Raw genomic sequence first — 18,945 nt, forward strand, 5'->3', positions numbered from 1 at the left:
TCAACCGAAGTGATGTTCGGAAGCGTTAGTAGCCGGAGCCAGGACAGTCTGAGCGCTCACGGCATGGAGCCCGCCGACTCTCAGGACTTCGGTCGATGTAGTGGTATCCGGCCTCTGCGGTTGATCGCGGCTCGCGCCGCTCCTACCCCGAGACCTCGCCCTATCTCAACATCTGGAGAGACTACCCGGCCTTCTTCGCCGCGATCCAGGCGTCGATATGCTTTTCCAGCACGCTCAACGGCACCGAACCGGTGCCCAGCACCTCGTCGTTGAAGTCGCGCAGATCGAAGTCCTTGCCCAGCGCCTGGCTCGCGCGTTCGCGCAGCTCGGAGATCTTGAGCTGGCCGATCTTGTACGCCAGCGCCTGGCCGGGGGTGCCGATGTAGCGGTCGATCTCGTTGACCACGTCCTGCTCGGTCTTGGGCGCGTTGTCCATGAAGTACTTGATCGCCTTGTCGCGGCTCCAGCCCTTGGCGTGCATGCCGGTGTCGACCACCAGCCGCACCGCGCGCCACATGTCGTAGGACAGCTGGCCCATGCGGTCGTAGGGGTTGTCGTACAGCCCCATGTCGTAGCCCAGGCGTTCGGCGTACAGGCCCCAGCCCTCGCCGTAGGCGACGAAATAACCGGTGCGGCGGAACATCGGCGCGTCCGGCAGCTCCAGGCCGCGGGCGAACTGGAAGTGATGACCCGGCACTGCCTCGTGCAGCGACAGCGGGACCATCTCCCAGATCGGGCGCGATTCGGGTTTGTACAGATTGACGTAGTAGAAGCCGGCGCGGCTGCCGTCGAGCGCGCCCGGCAGGTAGTAGGCGGTGGTGGTATCCGGGGCCACGTTGTCGGGAATCGGGCGCACGCCGTAGGGCTGGCGCGGGATGATCCGCGAGATCTTCACCAGTTCCGGATCGATCCGCTTGGCCGCGGCCTGATACGCCTCCAGCAACGCCGCGGGAGTCTTATGGAAGAACTTCGGATCGGTGCGCAGGTAATGGAAGAACTCGGCCAGGCCGCCCTTGTATTCGACCTCGGTCTTGATCTTCTCCATCTGCGCGCGGATGCGCGCGACTTCCTTCAGGCCGATCTGATGGATCGCCTCGGCGCTCAGATCGGTGGTGGTGTAGTCGGCGGCGAGGAAGTCGTAATACGCCTTGCCGTCGGGCAGATCGCTGGCGGCGATGCTGGTGCGGGTATTGGGCAGATACTCCTTGTCGAAGAATTCGCCGAAGCGGCGGTACGCCGGCACCACGATTTCGCCGATCACTTTCTTCGCTTCGGCCTGCAGCGCCGCCTGCTCGCCCGCCGGCAGCCCGTCGGGAAAACGGGTGAACGGCTTGTAGAACGGGCTCTGGGTCGGGTCGGCGACGATCTGTTTGGCGATCTGCGCCGGCACGCGTTGCATCAGCACCCGCGGCGGGGTGATGCCGGCCTTGACGCCTTCGTGCATCAGCGCCTGGTTCTGCTCGATCAGCGCCGGCAAGGCGCGCATGCGCGCGAGCCAGTCGCGGTAGTCCTTGGCCTGGGTGAACGACAGCGCCTCGGTCAGCCCGTCGGCGGTCTGCACCCCGCCCTGCTGGCCGACCGGAGTCAGGTATTCGCGGAACTTGCGCCGTTCGATGGCTTTTTCCAGGTTCCAGGCGAACACGTCGTAGTTGAGCTGGTCGTCGGCCGACAGCGCATTGCGATCGATCTTCTTGAGTTGTCCGAGCGCCTGACGGTCGGCTTCGCCGCGGGCTTGGATCGCGCTGAGGCTGAAGTCGGACCAGCGGTCGTTATAGCGCTTGTCGCCGTTGAAACTGGCGCTCTCCGGGCTCTCGCGCAGACCGCGCTCCCATTGTTCGTCGAACAAACGATGCAGCGCTTGCGCGGTGGGATTGCGCGTGGATGCGGCGCTGGAGGCCGGCGCGGGCGCCGCGAAAGAAACGGGCGCGAGCATCAGGCCGGCGGCGATCGCCGCAGCCAATACAACGGGACGGAGCATGTCGGAGTTCCCTCGGAGCCAGCGGTCGAGTCTAGCCGCCGCTGTTCGGGGTTCCGCATGCCGGAAGTTGGTGAGCGGCGTGGCCGTGCAGGCCCTCACCCCGACCCTCTCCCGCGCCGCGGGAGAGGGAGCACGCGATCAGGCCGCGTCGGCCGAGGTGGTGAAGCTTTCGCCGCAGCCGCATTCGGCGGTGGCGTTGGGGTTCTGGAACACGAACATCTCGCCCAGGCCCTGCTTGAGGAAGTCGATGCGGGTGCCTTCGACCAGCGGCAGGCTGATCGGGTCGACGAAGATGCGCACGCCGTCCTGTTCGAACACGGTATCGCCTTCGCGCTGCTCCCGGGCCAGATCGGCGGTGTGCTGCCAGCCCGAGCAGCCGGTGCGGGTGACGCCGAAGCGCAGGCCCAGAGCGGTCGGCGTCTCGGTCAGGAAATGCTGGACTCGGGCGAGTGCGGCGGGGGCGAGGGTCACGGACATGGGGTACTCGTAAGAGGGCTCGATCGGCGGGCCCTGCGAGTATCGGCCAGGGCGGCGGCGGCTGAATCAAGCGATGGCGGCATCTTATCAGGCCGGCATCGCGGGGCTGTACCGGATATGGCGGCGTGCCGGCCCGGTTCAAGCCAGCGCCGTCAAGCCGGCCCCGTTCCCCGTTAAGCCGCGCGTTCAGGCGGCGCCCATCAGCCCTGCCTCAATCCGCCCCGCCTCAATCCGCCCCGCCCGCGCCCACCGCCGCAGCGCTGGCGGCCGGCTCGGACTGCGGCGGTGCCAGCAGATAGGTCGCGAAACTGCCCAGCCAATGCGCGCCGGCGTAATGGGTGTCGCCGACCGCGATCAGGCCCAGTTCGCGATGCAGCGCCGCCGCCGCGCGCAGGGCGCCGATGCGACGGTCGCGCGGCGGCAGCCCGCCGGTGATGCCTTCGAGCATCCAGGCGCGGCTGAGATTGAGGCCGTCCAGATGCGCCAGCTTGCCGTCGCCCGGATCCAGCACCAGTCCTGGCACCAGCCAGTCGGCGCGGGCGCGGCGCGGAATCTGCGGCAGGAAGGTCTTGAGCCAGCGCGAGAATTCCTGCGGCGCCAGCACCCGCCGCATCAGATCGGCCTCGGCCAGGCAGGGAGAGAGAAAATCCTGCCCGGACGGCTCGTAGGCCAGCGGGCAATCGCGGTCGGCCAGGTAGTAGTAACGCGAGCGAACGATCAGCGCATCGCGCAAGGCCTGATCGCCGCTGATCGCGGTCCAGTCCAGGGCCAGACCGAAGGCGAACGCGGTCTGGCTGTGTTCGCCGACCCGGATCGGCTTGGTCAGCTTGGGTAGCCAGCGCAGCAGGCGCGCGGAAGCTTCGCGCTCCAGCGGTTGCAGGGCCTGCGCCCATTGCCGGGCCTGCGGATCGTCCCAGCCGCGCAACTGCGCGCCCAGTTGCAGCAGCCAGGCCAGACCGTAGGGCCGCTCGAAACTCTCGTCGTCGCTGTGGCGCAGATACGCCAGCTCGCCGGCGATGTTGGCTTCGGTGAGGTTGCGCGCCAGCGCGGCGCGGGCCTGCGCGGCGAACGGCGCCTGCGGAAACCGCTGCGTCAACCGCGCCAGCAACCAATGCCCGTGGACCGAGGAATGCCAGTCGTAGCAGCCGTAGAACGCCGGATACAGCTTGCTCGGCGCGGCCACGTCCTGCGCGTCCTCCAGGCGATGGGCGATCTTGTTCGGGTATTCGCGGCTCACGCAGCTCAGCGCCAGGCCAGCGAAGTGGGCGGCGCGGGCTTCGTCCAGCACCACCGGTGCGGGCTCGGGTAATAGGGGCGATTTGGGTAAGGGTTCCTGCGCCTGGGCACCGGCCGCCGCGCAGCACAGCGACGCCGCCGCGATGCGCAGGCCCAGACGTCGCGCCACAGTGCCCCATCTGCGCGACGCGCCGTTGCGCAGGCCTGTGCCCTGCCCCGATTCGCCCGCCTTGTTCGCCTCGATACCGCCCATGCCGCGCCCCCGCCCGTGATCCATTACGCAGTCTAAAGGCGGCCGCGCCGGCGCGCTGCGCCGTTTCCATCCGTTATGATCGCCGTCCCTCACTTTTCATAGCGCTAAGGCGGCACGACATGACGGTGGTAAGCGTCGAACAGGCACTCGCGGGCAAGATTCCGGCGGGCGGAGAGGTCACGGTACGCGGCTGGGTGCGCACCCGGCGCGATTCCAAGGCCGGTCTGAGCTTCGTCAATGTCAGCGACGGCTCCTGCTTCGCGCCGATCCAGGTGGTGGTCCCCAATACCCTGGCGAACTACGACGAGGAGGTGAAGCACCTCACCGCCGGCTGTTCGGTGATCGCCACCGGCACCCTGGTCGCCTCGCAGGGTCAGGGCCAGAGCTTCGAAATCCAGGCCAGCGCGCTGGAAGTGGTCGGCTGGGTCGAGGATCCGCTCACCTATCCGATGCAGCCCAAGCAGCACACGCTGGAGTACCTGCGCGAGTTCGCCCACCTGCGCCCGCGCACCAATCTGTTCGGCGCGGTCACCCGCATCCGCAACTCGCTGGCCCAGGCCGTGCACCGGTTCTTCCACGAGAACGGCTATTTCTGGATCAGCACGCCGATCATCACCACTTCCGATGCCGAAGGCGCCGGGCAGATGTTCCGCGTGTCCACGCTGGACATGGTCAACCTGCCGCGCGGCAAGGACGGCGCGGTGGATTTCTCGCGCGACTTCTTCGGCAAGGAAACCTTCCTGACCGTGTCCGGACAGCTCAACGCCGAAGCCTACGCGCTGGCGCTGAGCAAGGTCTACACCTTCGGCCCGACCTTCCGCGCCGAGAACAGCAACACCACCCGCCATCTGGCCGAGTTCTGGATGATCGAGCCGGAGGTCGCGTTCAACGATCTGGCCGCCAACGCGCAACTGGCCGAGGACTTCCTCAAGTACTTGTTCCGCGCGGTGCTCGCCGAACGCGCCGACGATCTGGCCTTCATCGCCGAACGCGTCGAACCCAGCGCGCTGACCCGCCTGGAGGCGTTCGTCAATTCGCCGTTCGAGCGCATCGACTACACCGATGCGATCGCGCTGCTGCAGAAGTCGGGGCAGAAGTTCGAATTCCCGGTCGAATGGGGCCTGGACCTGCAGACCGAGCACGAGCGCTGGCTGACCGAGCAGCACGTCGGCCGCCCGGTGGTGGTGACCAACTACCCCGAGCACTTCAAGGCCTTCTACATGCGCCTGAACGACGACGGCAAGACCGTCGCGGCGATGGACGTGCTGGCGCCCGGCATCGGCGAGATCATCGGCGGCAGCCAACGCGAGGAGCGCCTGGACGTGCTCGACGCGCGCATGGCGCAGTTCGGCCTTGACCCGGCGCACTACGGCTGGTACCGCGACTTCCGCCGTTACGGATCGGTGCCGCACGCCGGCTTCGGCCTGGGTTTCGAGCGGCTGGTGGTGTACGTGTGCGGGCTGAGCAATATCCGCGATGCGATCGCGTATCCGCGTGCTCCGGGTAATGCGGAGTTTTGATTTCGCGAACGCTCGCGGCGATACGCCCCTGAAGCGTGTCGGCTTTTGCTCGTCATCCCGCGCAGGCGGGGGTCCAGGGCTCCATCGCGACATGATTCTGAAGTCTCTGGATCCCCACATGCGCGGGGATGACGGCCTGAAACTACGCGACATGCGTGAAAAACGCGGTACTCGATTGCAATCGCCGCGTCGACCGGTCAATGAGGTAACACCCAAGTGATCCTGTTCCTGGCCCTGACCTTCGTAGGCATCGCGATCTCGGCGTTCTGCGCCTTCGCGATTTTCTGGCCGCTGGCCCTGGTGCATCTGCGCGACCGCCATCCGGCCTTGCGCGGACAACTCGGCGAGGCCGCCTTCGTGCATCCTTCGGCCTGGAACTGGCTGCTGCGCCAGCGCTATCGCACTGCCGGCGATCGCAATCTGGACGGCCTGGCCACGCCCGCGCGGGTGTCGCTGCTGGTCGTGATCGCCTCGTTGGCCTGCGCCGGCCTGCTGTGGCTGCTTTCCAACTTGCTGTCCTGACCTTGCTGCCCTGACTTTAGATGTCCTGATCGATGGTGCTCCAATGAACGATACGAACGACTACGCGCAATGGTGGCTGGCCACGCTCGGCCGCACCGTGATCTGGGCGCGCCTGCGCGTCCGCGAGGCCGGCACCGCCGAGGTCTTCGACAGCGACGGCAACACCCTGTCCTACGACAGCGAAGACACCGCGCGGGCGGCGTTGATGGACGCCGAGTTCGTCGAGCTCGAAGGGCTGGACGAAGACGATGCGCGCACGCGCGGCTTCGCGCTGAGCGAACTCACGCCGCCGCAGGCCGGCGACGACGCCGCGCTGGCCGCCTTGATGGTGCAAAAGCTGCCGCTGCCGCACTGAATCTCGCGGCGGTCGCCACCCGCGTTCGCCGTATCGCATCGCACATCGCGCCGCCACGCCGCCACGCCGCATCGTTTCTGGAGCTCGCATGGATCTCAACCTCACCGGCAAACACGCTCTGGTCTGCGGCGCCTCCGAAGGCATCGGCCGCGCGGCCGCGCATGAGTTGGCCCTGCTCGGCTGCGACGTCACCGTGCTGGCGCGTCGCGCAGACGCGCTGGCGGCGGTCGCCCGGGACCTACCTCGCAGCGGCGCCCAGGCGCACGGCTGGATCGCCGCCGATGTCGCCGACAGCGCGGCGCTGTCGGCTCAAGCCCAGGCCCTGGCCGCGGGCAAGCCGGTGCACATCCTGATCAACAACACCGGCGGTCCACCGGGCGGTCCGGCGCATACCGCGACCAACACGGCGTACCTGGAGTCGTTCGAGCGCCATCTGATCGCCAACCAGACCCTGCTGCGCGCGGTGCTGCCGGGCATGCGTTCGGCGCAGTGGGGCCGCGTGGTCAACGTGATCTCGACTTCGGTCAAAGAACCCATCGCCGGCCTGGGCGTGTCCAACGCCATCCGCGGCGCGGTCGCCAGCTGGGCCAAGACCTTGTCGCGCGAACTCGGCGCCGACGGCATCACCGTCAACAACGTGCTGCCCGGTTACACCAAGACCGCGCGGATCGAACAGATCATCGGCGATCGCGCGCGCAACAGCGGCCAGTCCGAGGAGTCGGTGATCGAGGCGATGCGCAAGACCGTGCCGGCGAACCGCTTCGCCGAGGCATCCGAAATCGCCGCCTGCATCGCGTTCTTGTGCTCGCCGGCCGCCGCATACGTCAATGGCGTGAGCCTGGCGGTGGACGGCGGGCGGATGCAGTCGATCTGACCGGATGCCTCGACAGTCGGGGCTGAAGTCTTGGCGCGAATGCAACCGGGGGAAAGAGCCGCAAGGCTTTAACGCAACCACCACTGCTTTTGTGGGAGGGCCTCAAGGCCCGACGCTTTTTTCTCCGGAGCGGGTGCTCTGGCAGGTGTGTTGCGATCGGATCGAACAGCGTCGGGCCTGAAGGCCCTCGCACAAAAGTCTCCGGCGCAGCGCAGAGGCTTCATTAGTCTGCGGCGCAGCGCGGAAGCTCCATTGTCGCGACCATCGGCGTGGGAGCGGCGTCAACCCCGACGTGGATAAGGATGGCCGCGGACATTATCCGTGCGCGCATCTGCGCTTTTTTTCGTCATCGCGAATTCTTTTGTGGGAGGGCCTTCAGGCCCGACGCTGTTCGATCAGCGCGAGGGATTCCACCGCTAGCGCCGACCGCGCCGCGACCGTTCCAGCCACCACAAACCCGCGCTCACTATCAGCCAGGCGAAAAACCAGGGCCAGCGCGAGCCGCGTGCGCCGCCGGCATCGAGCGCGCTCGTGCGCGATCCCTGCGCGCCGAGCGCGGCCAGACGCAATGCCGCGGTGGCCTCGCGCAGTTCGCTGGCGCGCAAGCCCGGCGCTTCGTCGCGGCCACGCACATAGAACGGCAGCGTGCGCTCGCCCTGCCTGAGCGCATGCCAGCCCGTCGCGGTCGGCCAGAACCCCGCGCATCGCGCATCGCCCGCTGCAGGGTCGATCAGCAGCGCTACCGCCGGGCCGCGCGGAGGCAGCACCTGCGCCGACTCGCTCAAGCCGCACAGACGCATCCGTTCGCCTTGGCGCGATGCGCCTTCCACACGTGCGGATTCGCCCGCGCGGGCGCGCGCCAGCACCGAGAACGCATCGCTCCACAGTCGCGCATGCAGATCGTCGCGGCCGGCCAGCACCAAACGGAAACTGTCGCTCAAGCCGGTTACGCCCATGCGCCCCTGCCCGATCGCGCGCCACGCGGCGAACGCCTTGCCGTCGGCATCGCGGCCGAGCGGCTGCAGATCGGCGCCGTCGAGCGCCAACACCCGCCGTGTCAGAGCCGGCGCCTGCGCCGGAGCCTGATCGCGCGGCCTCGGCGCATCGGCCGAGCCCGGCCCCAGGCGCGCGCGCGAGGCCGCTTCGTCGATCTCCGCCGCAGGCCATCGCAGCGCGTTCGACTCGTTGCCGGCGCCGGTTTCGAAACCCAGTTGGCGCCATTGCGCGCGCAACGCCGGCGACAGCGGGCCGGACACGCGCAACAACACGCCCAGGCCGGCGCGCGCGGCGCCGACCGCGGCGCCGCGTTGCGAAGCGCTCAGCGATTCCCAGGCGCGTTCGTCGAGCACCAGCAGATCGAATCCGGACAAGCTCGCGGCATCAAGGGCGATCGGCGCATCGCCCAACTGCAGGCCCGCGCCGACGCTGATCTGGGTATGCGGTTTCAGACCGGCGTCGAGGGCCCAGCGCCGCAGGTACTTGAGTTCCGGGCCGGGCGCGCCGGCCAACAGCAGCAGTTTCGGCGCGGGCACGGCGGCGATCGCGACCGGAACGTCGACCTCTTCGATCACCCGCTGACGCGCATCGCGCAGGCGCAGCTTGAACGTCGCCAGGCCGGCGCCGCGCGCCAGCGCGTGCACGAGGAAGCCGCCGTCGCCGCGCGGTATCGCACGATCCACCCGCTGCAGACCGGGATCAAGCAGTTCGACGCTGCCGCCCGGCATCGCTTCGACCCGCCCGGCGATCGCGAAGTCTTCGCCTTCGGCGACGCGCTGCGGCGACCACAGGCTGGTCAATCCACGCGGCAGCGGCGCGGGCACGAACTCGATCTGTCGGCCGTTCGCCGCATCGCGATCGCGCGCAGTCAAGCCCGCGCCGAGCACGCGCAGACGTTGCGTGTCCGGATGCCGCCGCAGCGCCGTGGCCAGATCAGGAACGCGTTCGCCGATCGCGGTGGCCGGCGCCTGAGGCAGTGCGATACGGACATCGCCCGCGGCCTGCGCGGTGGCTGCGCCGGCATCGGCGGTGGCGACGACCATGGCGCCCGCCTGCCCCGGCAGCCGCGGCGGCAACAGCGCGAAATACAGCAGCGCCGCCGCCAACGGCTGGGCGGCGAGCAACAAGATCAGGCGCCTCGCGCGCGCGCCTTGCCCCGGTTGCGCGCGGTACTGGCGCAGGCACAGCCGCGCGATCGCGACGATCGCGCTCAGCGCCAGCACCGCGGCGATGATCGTCTCGATCGTCATGGCCGCGCCTGCTGCAAGGCTTCGAAATAGCGACGGTCGACCGCATCGCCGCCGTCGCGCGGACGTACCGTCGCCGCGGGTCGCTGCAACAGCGGCCACAGCAGAGCGCGCAATTGCGCGCGGCAGGCCGCGCAATCGGGTTGTTCGCGCAACGCCGACAACGCTGCGGCGAATGCCAGCGGATCGGGCACGCGCGCCTCGTGTTCGCGCAGCCAGCGCTCCAGTGCGGCGTAGTCGATCGCGCCGGCGGCCGTCGCGCCCGCGCCGGGTTCCAGCTCGCGCCACAGCGCGGCCAATGTCGGATCGGCCGCGGTCGCCGCGTCGAGTTCGTCGCCGCGCCGCGCCAGTCCTTCGCGCTTGCCGCTGAGCCGTCGGCTTTCGTCGATCGGCGGCAGTTCCGGCCCGACCCGCGCCAGATAGATCCGGCTGGCCTGCTGCACCTGCTTGATGAAACCCAAGGCTTTGTAGGCGAACGGCAAGGCCTGTTGCGGATGGCCTTGGCGCAGATGCAATTCCGATTGCCACATCTGATCGAGCGCGGACTTGAGCAGTTGGCGGGTCTGCGGATCGAGCAAGGTCGCCGCCTCGGCGTGATCGTGGGTGTGGCCGTACTGCTCAAGCACTGAACCTTCCTGACCGAACACCGGCGCCGCGGTCGGCGCGTGGTCGTGATCGTCGTGCGCCGCGGTTTGCTTGGGCGCGTCGGCGCCCTCGGCATGGTCGTGGTCTTCGTCGTGCGCATCCTCGCTGTCGCTGGTCGGCAGCTTCGGCTCGCCCTCGGCTTCCTCGCCGAGGAACTGGCCGTAGCGCAGCCGCAGCAGGCGTTGATCCACGCCGATCTCGTCGGAGCGCTTGATAAAGCGCTCGGCATCGAGCTTGCGCCGCTGCGCGATCAAGGCCTGCGCATCGATGATGATCTGGCGTTGACTGCGGAAATAAGCCGGCAAGGTGGTCTTGACCAGGCCCTCGATTCCGGTCGCCTGGCTGCCCAGATCGGCCGGCCAACGCAGGATCAGGCTCGGACTGAGCGCGTTCTGCGGCTTGGGCGCGCGGTTGTCTTCGACCTGCAACTGCACGATCAGATCGTCGCCCACGGCGAAGCCCAACGCGGCCAGATCCAGCCGGTGCGCGTAGCGCTTGAGCTTGGCCGGGCCGCTGCCGCGCAGACTCAGGAACTGTTCGCGGAAAGTGATGTTCTCGCCGCTGCCCTGAGCCAGGGTGATGCGCAGCCGCGCGGCGGTGGCCAGGCCGTAGTCGTCGCTGGCTTCGAAATTCAGCGGCCAGGTTTTCTGCCCGGCGGTCAACAGGGTCAGGCCGCGTTCGGGCTCCAGCACGCGCAACTGCGGCGGACGGTCGGCGGTCACGTCGATCCGATACAGCTTGCGCGCCAGCGCCGCCGGCGCTGCGCTGGCCTCGATCCGATACAGCACGGACTTGTTCAGCACGCGCTGCGCGCTCCAATCCTCCGCGTCGCGCCGCAGCGGCAGGCGCTGACCGTCGTGAAACACCAGCGTCACCGTCGTCGGTTGCGGCTGGAAACGCAGAGTCCAGCGCAGCCGCGAGGCTTCGGCGACGCGGCCTTCCAAGCTGGGTTCCATGCGTGGCGCGAGCGCGGTGTAGGCCGGCGGGTCCACGCGCAGCGACTGCCCGATCAAGCGCGGCTGGCCCGGGGCCGCGGCGATCGACGGCGCGGGTGCGAGCCGATCGAGCGCATCGCGCGGCGGCGATACCGGCCACAACGCAATGGCCGTCGACACCAGCGCCGCGAATAAGGCCGATACCGCGATCCGCCGCCGCGACCACGAAGGACGCAGCTCGACGGCGGGCGCGGTCACAATGCGATCTTGCAGCCGCGCCTGTTGCAGGCGTTGTAGGCCATTGAGGCCGTCGCCGCGCGCGAACAACAGATCGGCGCTGTCGTCCATGTCGGGCCGCAACGCGTTGAGCCGGCGGATCAACCATTGCGTATCCAAATCGACCGCGCGACGCCAAGCGAAACCGGCGAGCAACGCCGCACACGACAACGCCGCGCCCCAAGCCCACACCGCTCCGCCAGCGCGCGCCGTGCCCCAGGCGATCGGAATCAGCCACGGCGACCAAGTCGCCGCCGCATCGGCGCCGCGCCGCCAACGCGCGGCGCGCAGCCAGGTCCGCAGCCGCGATGACGCACTCACGGCGCACCGCCGCGACGCGAACGCGTGGCGAGCCAACGCTCGAGCAAGAACAACGACGCGATCAGCAGCGCCAACCACGGCGCCAGATCCAACGGCGGCAGCGAGAACGCGGGGCCGCCGGTGGCCGGCGCGTAATCGAGCGCCCGCACGCGCGCCGGCGCCGGCGCGGGCGGCTCGAACAAGCGGCCGAAGCGTTGCGCGAAACCGGGCTGCGACAGCTCCGGCCAGGCCCGTGGCGACAGCGGTCCGGTGAAGCGCAGCACTTGGCCGCGGCCGAACACCGCGCCTTCCACCCGGACCTGGCCGCTGGCGTCGCGCCATAGCGGCGTGTCGAACACCAATGCAGGGCCGGGCCACCGGCTGTCGGCGTCGAGCAGGACGCGGCCGCCCTGCTCCACCCAATCGCTTACGCTTTCGGGCACGGCGTCGGGCGCCAGCCAGATCAACGCACGCGCCTTGCGGTCGAAGGCCTGTTCCAGCGGCGCCGCCGGATTGGGATCGGCGGCATCGGTCGAGCCGCTCCAAGCCGCGAGCGCGGCTTGCAGATACACCCGACCCGCGGCGCGATCGGGCGCGTAACGAATCTGCGGCGACACCCGCGCCGGCCGCGGCGCGGACGCGACCGCATCCGTGGCGGCGACGTCGCTGATCCGCCATTGCAGCGGACGCGACAACCGCAAGCGTTCGCCGTCGACGCCGTGCAGATTCGACGGCAGGTACACCGTGAGCGCGACGCCGGCCGGCAGGTTCGCATCCAACTCGCGCAGCACACTGGCGGCCGCGGTCGAGGCCGCGGGCGGCGGCTCGCTCAACGCCGGAAAGCCCGGCGCCAGCCAGCGCAGTTCGACCGGCCCGGCAGCGAGTTCCGCGCGCGCCCGCGCCGCATCGGCGCCCGGCCACACCACCGCCCAGGGCTTGGCGCTGTGCGCGCCGAACAAGGCCGGCTGGGCCAGCAGCAGCGCCAGCAAGGTCAGCAAGATCAGGCGCAGCAACAGCAGCGGCCACTCGTCGAAACGAATGCGATGACGCGGCTTGGGCCGTTGCCGCAGCCAACGCAGCGCGGCGAAGTCGGTCGGCCGCTGTTCGCTGCGCCGGGCCAGATGGATCAGCAGCGGCACGATCAGCGCCGCCAGCGCGGCCAGCGCGATCGGCAACAGCAGCACCGGGGTCACGACGGCTCCGCCGCGTCGCGTGCGCCGAACAAGCGGCGCAGCGGCAGGTCGAGTTCTTCGTCGAGGACGTACTCAACGTGGCGGATGCCGCTGGCGTCCAGCCGCGCGTCCAGGGCCGCGCGCGCGGCCTTGAAGCGTTCGAGGAATCCCTCGCGCAGCGCGACGCCGTCGCCGAGCAGTTCCTCGAAGGTTTCCGGATCGCGGAAACGGTAGCCGCCGCGGAACGGGAAATCGCGTTCTTCGACGGTCAGGATGCGCAGGCTGAGCACCTCGCGCCGGGCCGAGGCCAGACGTTCGGCGACCTCGACCGAAGCCTCGTCGAAACCGTCGCCGATCATCAACACCAGATCGCCCGCGCCGATCCGTTCCCACAGCGGCCGCAATTGCTGTGCGGCCGGCCAGGCGCCGTGCGCCGACAGCGAATGCAGTTCCAGCAGCAGGCGATCGCGTTGGCGCGCGCCGGTCGCGGGCGCGAGCAGGCGCAGGCCGTCGCCGCGCAACGCGATCAGGCCGAAGCGGTCGCCCTGACGCAGCGCCAGTTCGGCCACGCAGGCGACCAGCGCCTTGCCCGCATCCAGGCGCGACCAGCCCGGACGCGCAGCGTCTTCCTGGGCCATCGAGGCGCTGGCGTCGAGCAGCAGCCACACCGCCAGCGGACTTTCACGCTCGGCTTCGCGGACGAAGAACCGGTCCGAACGCGCGTACAGCTTCCAATCGATCTGGCGCAGTTCGTCGCCGGGTTCGTAGGCCCGGTACTGGGCGAATTCCAGCCCGGCGCCGCGGCTGCGGCTGCTGTGCACGCCGATGCCGTGCGCGCCGACGGCGCGCTTGGAGACCAGACGCAGATTGCGCAGTCGCGCGCGCACGTCGGGTGGAATCAAATCCCGCACGCTCGGCTCCCGCGCAGGTCCGGTTCATGCAGTCCAATAGACAGCGCCGCCGTGGGCGGTTCCCTTTGAAAAAGGGGATGGCGTCCGCGCAGCGGGTGCGGGAGATTTGCTTTTGCTTTTGCTGTTGTAGTTGCAAAAGCAAATCCCTCCTGCCCCCCCTTTTCCAAAGGAGGGAATGCGATAAGCGATTTACCCGGGGCGGCGCTCATCGCGTCAGTCAGCGGTGTACGGCACGCCGTGCAGCAAGGCGACGATCACGTCGTCGGCGCTTTTGTTCTCGGCCTCGGCTGCGAACGACAACAACAAGCGATGACGCATCACCGGCCCGGCCAGGGCGACGATGTCCTCGCGGGTTGCGGCGAAACGTCCGTGCAGCAACGCGCGCGCCTTGGCCGCGAGCACCAGCGACTGGCCGGCGCGCGGGCCGGCGCCCCACTTGACCCATTGCCGCACCTCGGCAATGGAGCGCTCGTCCGGACGGCTGGCACGCACCAGACGCGTCACCCACAACAACAGATCCTCGCCCAGATGCACCTCGCGCACGCGCGCCTGCAGCGCGAGCACGTCCTCGCCGCCCATCACCCGCGGCACCTGCGCGCTGTGCGAACCGGTCGTCTGCAGCAGGATGTCGTGCTCCTCGCGCTCGCTCGGATAACCCACGCGGATATGCAGCAGGAAACGGTCCAACTGCGCTTCCGGCAAGGGATAGGTGCCGGCTTGTTCGAGCGGATTCTGGGTAGCCAGCACGAAGAACGGCGCCGGCAGCGAATGGGTCACGCCGGCGTAGCTGACCGTGCGTTCCTGCATCGCTTCCAGCAACGCGGCCTGGGTCTTGGGCGGGGTGCGGTTGAGTTCGTCGGCGAGCAACAGGTTGGTGAAGATCGGCCCGGGCTGGAAGCGGAAATGGCGATGGCCGGTGCCATGATCCTCTTCGAGCAATTCGGTGCCGAGAATGTCGCTGGGCATCAGGTCGGGAGTGAATTGCACGCGACGGAACTGCAGCTCCAGCGCTTGGCCCAGCGAACGCACCAGCAGGGTCTTGCCGAGCCCGGGTACGCCTTCGAGCAGGCAGTGGCCGCCGGCGAGCAGGCCGATCAGCAGTTGTTCGACCACTTCGTCCTGGCCGACGATCGCCTGGGCGATCGCGCTGCGCAGTTCGCCCAGGCGGGCAAGTTGCGCTTGCAGTTGCGCTTCGACGGCCGCGCCTGTTGGTTGATTACTCATGCCTATAACACTCCCGATGCCAAAACCCGACCTAAACCACCTAACCTATTCCCCCTTTGAAAAAGGGGGGTAAGGGGGGATTTGCTTTTGCAACAACGGCAGCAAAAGCAAATCCCCCTCACCCGCTTCGCGGTCGCCGCCCCCTCTACAAAGGAGGCAACAGCACGACGTCGTTTTCGAATCCTGAATCCCGAATCCCGAATCCCGAGCCTCTAATCACGAATTCAACGCATACATCACGATATTGACCCCGAACTTCGTATTGTCCTCGGCCAGAAACCGCTTGTTGCGCCAGTCGTAGTCCCATTCGCAACCGTAGTCTTTGTTGCTGTACAGCAGGCCGAGCCGGCCGTCGATGTGGATGCCCTGCAGGTAATCGTGGACCAGATCGTCGCCCCAGCCGTTGAGTTCGAATCCGGTCGCCGGCGGGCCGTCGAAGACGAAGAAGCTGCGGTAGATCGGGTGATTCTTCGGCAAGCGCTTGAGCGCCTTGGACCCGAATATCTTCGCCATCTGCGCTTCGAAGGACTTGGCGAACAGGCCGTCGATGTCGTGGTTGCAATCGTCGACGAACACGAAGCCGCCGTTGCGCACGTAACGCTCGAAATTGCGCCGCTCGTCCGGATTGAATTCCACCAGCTTGTGCCCGGCCAGATAACAGAACGGCGCGGTCAACATCTTGGGATCGGCCAGCGCCAGCACGTGTTCCTTCGGATCCACCCGCAGATTGGTGTAATCGATCAGCGAGGTGATCAGGTTCGCCGGCATGCGCTGGTCGACGTCCCAGTCGCCGGAGTCGTACTTCAACCGGGTGAACCAGAAGTCGTAGTCGGCCGCGGCGTGCGCCAGCGGCGTGCGCGACAGCCAGGCGCCGGCCGCGCCGGCCAGCATCAGGCGCAGGAACTGCGCGCGGTTCACGTCGCTCTGCCCCGCGCCGATGCGCGGCCCACAGACCCGAGCGAGTGTCGCATCAACGCCATCGCCTACAGCGCACGCGCGGTGTTGATGATGTTGATGCCGTTGAAGCGGGTCGTGCTGGAGCCGTGCGAGACCGCCGACACCTGGCTCGGCTGGCCCTTGCCGTCGAAGAACGAACCGCCGAGACGGAAATCGCGCTCATCGCACACCGCCACGCAGGCGTTCCAGAACTCCGGCGTGCGGATTTGATAGGCCGCGTCCTCGATCATGCCGGCCACCTGCCCGTTCTTGATCTCGAAGAACAGCTGCCCGCCGAACTGGGCGTTGTAGCGCTGCTGGTCGATCGAATACGAGCCGCGTCCGTGCACGTACAGCCCATGCTCGACGTCCTTGATCATCTCGGCCACGCTCAGCGATTGTTTGCCGGGCTTGAGCGAGACATTGGCCATGCGCTGGAACTGCACGCTGGACCAGGAATCGGCGTAGCTGCAGCCGTGCGATTGCTTGTGGCCGAGCAAATGCGCTTCGTCGCGGGTGGCCTGGTAATCGACCAGGATGCCGTCGCGGATCAGATCCCATTCGCGGGTCTTCACGCCCTCGTCGTCGTAGCCCACCGCGCCCAGGCTGCCCGGGCGGGTCTTGTCGGCGACGAAGTTCACCCGTTCGCTGCCGTAGCGATAGGCCTGATCGCGCTTGTCGAGGGTGGCGAAGCTGGTGCCGGCGTAGTTGGCCTCGTAGCCGAGCACGCGATCGAGCTCGAGCGGATGGCCAACGTTCTCGTGGATGGTCAGAAACAGGTTGGACGGGTCCAGCACCAGATCGTACTTGCCCGGTTTGACCGACGGCGCCTTGAGCTTGGCGCGGGCGTGGCGCGCGGTCGCGACCGCGTCCTCCATCACATCGTAGGAACGGCCGTAGCCGGTCAGCCCGCCGGGCAGCACGACCTTGCCGGCCGGATCGGCGTCCAGGTATTCGTAGCCCAGGCCCATCGGCGCCGACAGACCGTCGCGAGTGCGGAACTTGCCGCTGGCCTTGTCGACCGCGGTGGCGGTCAGCGGCAGCCAGATGCGGTGCACGTCCTGATCGATGTAGCTGCCGTCGGTGGAGGCGAAGTACTTTTGTTCGTTGACTACGAACAGGGTCGAATTGAAGTAGTCCGCGCCGGCCTTGAGCGCGGCCGCGTTGATCCCGAGCAGCAGCTCGACCTTTTCCTTGATCGGCACCGCCATCGCGTTCTTGCGCACCGGCGTGGCCCAACGCACCTCGCCCACGCCAGCTACCGGCGCCAGCTCGACCTTGCGGGTCTGCACGCGCGCATTGGCGCGGGCGATGGCCAGGGCCTGGCGGGTCGCCGCGGCGACCGTATCGGCGTTCGGGTTGGCGGTGGCGGCGAAACCCCATGCGCCTTCGCACAACACGCGGATGCCCACCCCGGCCGATTCGGCGTTGACGATGTTGCGCACCTGCGCCTCGCGGGTGATCACCGATTGCCGCAGGTAGCGGCCGATGCGGACGTCGCAATAGCTCGCCCCGCCTTCGCGCGCCGCGCTCAGGGCGATGTCGGCCAAGCGGCGGCGCTGGACGATGTCGGCCGGTTCCAGCATCGCCTCGGCGGCGATGCTGCGGCCGTAGGGCAACATGAGACCGGCCAACCCTAAGCCGGTGAAACTGAGAAAGTCGCGTCGTTGCACGGGTGAATCGGCCTCGTCGTGGTCGAAGGGGCGCGCGGGCGGCGGACCGGTCGATCCGCCGCCCGACCAGGAAACGTCAGACCGCGTCCGACAGCGAGGTGAAGGTGAAATCGCGCAGCTTCATCGGCGGGATCATCATCACGAAACCGGACTCGTCGCCGGCCACGCGCACCGGACGTCCGAGTTCCTCGATGTTGTTGAGCATGATCACCGGCGATTCGTTGAAGCGGAAATTCTTCACCGGATGCTTGATGACCCCGTTCTCGATGTAGAAGGTGCCGTCGCGGGTCAGACCGGTCAGCAGCACGGTCTGCGGATCGACCATGCGGATGTACCAGGTGCGGGTGACCAGGATGCCCTTCTGGGTGCCCTTGATCAGGTCGGCGGTGGACTTGTCGCCGCCGGCCATCAACAGATTGCCCGGCGCGCCGACCGCCTTCTTGCCCTGCTTCTGCGCCCAATAGCGCGAGTAGCGCAAGGATGCGACCTTGCCGTTCTCGATCACCGCCATCTTCTCGCGCGGCAGGCCTTCCTGATCCCAGGGCATCACCGGCGCGCGCGGATCCCAGGGGTCGGCGGTGATGTTGACGCGGGTGTCATAGACCTGTTCGCCGAGCTTGTTGCCGCCGCCTTTCTTGGACAGGAAGCTGCGGCCTTCATCGGCCTGGCGCGCGTCGAAGAAATTCATCATGAACGAGATCAGCCCGGCGGCCGCGTGCGGCTCCAGGATCACCGTGTACTTGCCGGGTTCCAGCGCCTTGGCCTCGGCCGATTCGGTCGCCTTGCGCATCGCCACGCGCACGTCGGCATCGCCCTTGAATTCGGAGGAATCCTTGAGATTGCGGCCGACCCAGCCCGAACCGCGGCCGTCGTCGGTGCGCACCGTACAGGTGTAGTTGAAGCTGGTCGCGGTCTGGTAACCGAAGTTGCCCTTGCTGTTGGCGAAGGCGACGAAGCTCTGGCCGTCCTCGAGGAAGCCGGCGGCGGTGAGCTTGTTGTCGCGGCAAGGGGCGATCGAATCGGCGGCGACCTTGGCGCGGTACTCGGGCGTGATCGCCGCGGTGGCCGCGCTGAAGGTCGGGCTGGCGGTGTAGTTCTGCTTGTCGATGGCCGGGATGAACTCCGGGTTCTCCGGCGCCAGCCGCGCCAGATCTTCGGCCCGGCGCACCACCCGTTCCAGCGCGGAGTCGTCGAATTCGTTGATGGTGGCCGTGCCCACGCGCTTGCCGAACGCCACCTGCACCGCCAGGCTGACGTCGCTGACGATGCCGCTGGTGGAGATGTTGTTGAGGGCGAAACGCACGTTGCCTTCGATCGCGCCGGTCAACACCGCGGTGCATTCGTCGGCCTTGGACAGGGCGATGACCTTGTCGAGGAGGGTCTTGGATTGGGCTTCGCTGAAAATGCTCATGTGG

At 68.0% G+C, this 18,945-nt stretch carries 15 protein-coding genes; 4 read left to right on the forward strand and 11 right to left on the reverse strand.

Translation table 11 applies throughout. From position 1 onward, the window contains the following. Positions 1-181: 181 nt before the first annotated feature. The 3 genes from ACTOWJ_RS04200 to ACTOWJ_RS04210 form a co-directional block, all read right to left on the reverse strand. Positions 182-1,978 (reverse strand): DUF885 domain-containing protein, encoded by a 1,797-nt coding sequence (locus tag ACTOWJ_RS04200; RefSeq protein ID WP_441333339.1) that lies wholly within the window; start codon positions 1,976-1,978, stop codon positions 182-184. Between the two features lie 138 nt (positions 1,979-2,116). Beyond that, positions 2,117-2,455, reverse strand: a complete 339-nt coding sequence (locus ACTOWJ_RS04205) for a HesB/IscA family protein (RefSeq protein WP_441333340.1) — start codon at positions 2,453-2,455, stop codon at positions 2,117-2,119. Positions 2,456-2,681: 226 nt separating this feature from the next. Then, complete coding sequence (locus tag ACTOWJ_RS04210; RefSeq protein WP_441333341.1) at positions 2,682-3,944, reverse strand: DUF2891 domain-containing protein; 1,263 nt, start codon at positions 3,942-3,944, stop codon at positions 2,682-2,684. 119 nt (positions 3,945-4,063) lie between these two features. On the opposite strand from ACTOWJ_RS04210, the gene asnS reads away from it, so the two are divergent. From asnS to ACTOWJ_RS04230, 4 genes are all read left to right on the forward strand, one after another. Further along, positions 4,064-5,464: an asparagine--tRNA ligase gene (gene asnS, locus ACTOWJ_RS04215; protein WP_441333342.1), complete on the forward strand. Its 1,401-nt coding sequence runs from the start codon at positions 4,064-4,066 to the stop codon at positions 5,462-5,464. Between the two features lie 216 nt (positions 5,465-5,680). After that, complete coding sequence (locus tag ACTOWJ_RS04220; protein WP_441333343.1) at positions 5,681-5,986, forward strand: hypothetical protein; 306 nt, start codon at positions 5,681-5,683, stop codon at positions 5,984-5,986. 43 nt (positions 5,987-6,029) lie between these two features. After that, positions 6,030-6,341 (forward strand): hypothetical protein, encoded by a 312-nt coding sequence (locus ACTOWJ_RS04225; protein ID WP_441333344.1) that lies wholly within the window; start codon positions 6,030-6,032, stop codon positions 6,339-6,341. An 88-nt stretch (positions 6,342-6,429) separates the two neighbouring features. Further along, positions 6,430-7,215, forward strand: a complete 786-nt coding sequence (locus ACTOWJ_RS04230; RefSeq protein ID WP_441333345.1) for an SDR family NAD(P)-dependent oxidoreductase — start codon at positions 6,430-6,432, stop codon at positions 7,213-7,215. A 416-nt stretch (positions 7,216-7,631) separates the two neighbouring features. Here the strand turns inward: ACTOWJ_RS04230 and ACTOWJ_RS04235 are convergent, their stop codons facing one another. The 8 genes from ACTOWJ_RS04235 to ACTOWJ_RS04270 all read right to left on the reverse strand — a co-directional run bounded on the left by ACTOWJ_RS04235 (position 7,632) and on the right by ACTOWJ_RS04270 (position 18,941). Continuing rightward, positions 7,632-9,461: a carboxypeptidase regulatory-like domain-containing protein gene (locus tag ACTOWJ_RS04235; RefSeq protein ID WP_441333346.1), complete on the reverse strand. Its 1,830-nt coding sequence runs from the start codon at positions 9,459-9,461 to the stop codon at positions 7,632-7,634. Next, entirely contained in the window at positions 9,458-11,635 is a 2,178-nt protein-coding gene (locus ACTOWJ_RS04240) for a hypothetical protein (protein ID WP_441333347.1), read from the reverse strand. Before ACTOWJ_RS04240 ends, ACTOWJ_RS04235 begins: the two co-directional genes overlap by 4 nt. Further along, positions 11,632-12,807, reverse strand: a complete 1,176-nt coding sequence (locus tag ACTOWJ_RS04245; protein ID WP_441333348.1) for a BatA domain-containing protein — start codon at positions 12,805-12,807, stop codon at positions 11,632-11,634. Before ACTOWJ_RS04245 ends, ACTOWJ_RS04240 begins: the two co-directional genes overlap by 4 nt. Continuing rightward, positions 12,804-13,697 (reverse strand): DUF58 domain-containing protein, encoded by an 894-nt coding sequence (locus ACTOWJ_RS04250; RefSeq protein WP_441333349.1) that lies wholly within the window; start codon positions 13,695-13,697, stop codon positions 12,804-12,806. Before ACTOWJ_RS04250 ends, ACTOWJ_RS04245 begins: the two co-directional genes overlap by 4 nt. A 213-nt stretch (positions 13,698-13,910) precedes the next feature. Next, positions 13,911-14,921 (reverse strand): AAA family ATPase, encoded by a 1,011-nt coding sequence (locus tag ACTOWJ_RS04255; RefSeq protein ID WP_441333350.1) that lies wholly within the window; start codon positions 14,919-14,921, stop codon positions 13,911-13,913. 216 nt (positions 14,922-15,137) lie between these two features. Continuing rightward, entirely contained in the window at positions 15,138-15,812 is a 675-nt protein-coding gene (locus ACTOWJ_RS04260) for a DUF4159 domain-containing protein (protein WP_441333492.1), read from the reverse strand. Between the two features lie 92 nt (positions 15,813-15,904). Beyond that, the gene (locus ACTOWJ_RS04265; RefSeq protein WP_441333351.1) at positions 15,905-17,530 is read right to left on the reverse strand and encodes a TldD/PmbA family protein; all 1,626 of its coding nucleotides are present in this window, start codon (positions 17,528-17,530) and stop codon (positions 15,905-15,907) included. Positions 17,531-17,606: 76 nt separating this feature from the next. Then, entirely contained in the window at positions 17,607-18,941 is a 1,335-nt protein-coding gene (locus ACTOWJ_RS04270; protein ID WP_441333352.1) for a TldD/PmbA family protein, read from the reverse strand. Between the last annotated feature and the right edge of the window lie 4 nt (positions 18,942-18,945).

This window comes from Lysobacter sp. CA199 (assembly GCF_052078715.1).
Classification (GTDB): domain Bacteria; phylum Pseudomonadota; class Gammaproteobacteria; order Xanthomonadales; family Xanthomonadaceae; genus Lysobacter.